A 903-nucleotide genomic window follows, 5' to 3' on the forward strand; every position below is an offset into this window, starting at 1 on the left:
GATGTGAGGGGTTTGTGATTCAAGGCTGCCTGTGTGGAGGCTGCCGATGTGGACGACTGAGAACCGGACCCGCTACGATCGAAGTAAGCTTCGTTATCCGAGTGACCTGACGGATGACGAGTGGGCGCTGATCGAGCCCCTGATCCCTCCAGCCAAGCGCGGCGGCGGCAAGCGCAGCGTCGACATGCGGGCAGTGGTAAACGGCCTGATGTACGTGCTGAGCACCGGCTGCCAATGGCGGGCGATCCCGAAGGATCTGGCGGCGCGCTCGACGGTGCACGACTACTTCGATCTCTGGGACTATGACGGCACGCTGGAGCGGATCCATCACACGCTCTACGTCGCCTGCCGGGAGTGTGTGGGTCGGGAGGTCAGCCCGACGGCAGCCATCATCGATAGCCAGAGCGTGAAGGGCGCGGAAAAAGGGGGCGCTCGATCGACCCGCCCGGCTACGACGCGGGCAAGAAGATCAGGGGCAAGAAGCGCCACATCCTGGTCGACACGCAGGGCCTGCTGATGCACGCGCTCGTCCATCCCGCCGACATTCAGGATCGGGATGGCGGCGTGCTGGTGATGGCCACGCTGTTCGGCCTCTACCCGTTTCTTCTCAAGCTCTTCGCCGACGGCGGCTATCAGGGACCGACCTTCCAAGATGGTCTGCGCAAGGTCTACCGCACGATCACGGTCAAGATCGTCAGGCGGTCCGATCAGGTCAAGGGCTTCGTCGTCTTGCCCAAGCGCTGGATTGTCGAGCGAACGATCGGTTGGCTCAACCGCTGCCGCCGTCTCGCGAAGGATTGGGAATGCAAAAGCCGGAAAGGGCGAGCGTTCGTCCTCTTGGCCTCCATCCGCCTAATGACCCGAAAGCTCTGTCAGAAAACATCATGATGCCGGACAGACTCT

The 903-nt window shown here is 62.3% G+C and carries 1 protein-coding gene; it reads left to right on the top strand.

Annotated elements, in window-relative coordinates:
- Positions 1 to 46: 46 nt before the first annotated feature.
- Positions 47 to 888 (top strand): IS5 family transposase gene (locus ACFQ4G_RS21905; RefSeq protein ID WP_379041123.1). Its coding sequence is split into 2 segments (ribosomal slippage): positions 47 to 446 and positions 446 to 888, totalling 843 coding nucleotides; the frame shifts between segments, so codons are not numbered across the junction.
- The last annotated feature ends 15 nt before the right edge of the window (positions 889 to 903 follow it).

Origin of the sequence: Methylobacterium marchantiae (genome assembly GCF_042679825.1) — a bacterium.
Classification (GTDB): Bacteria; Pseudomonadota; Alphaproteobacteria; order Rhizobiales; family Beijerinckiaceae; genus Methylobacterium; species Methylobacterium marchantiae.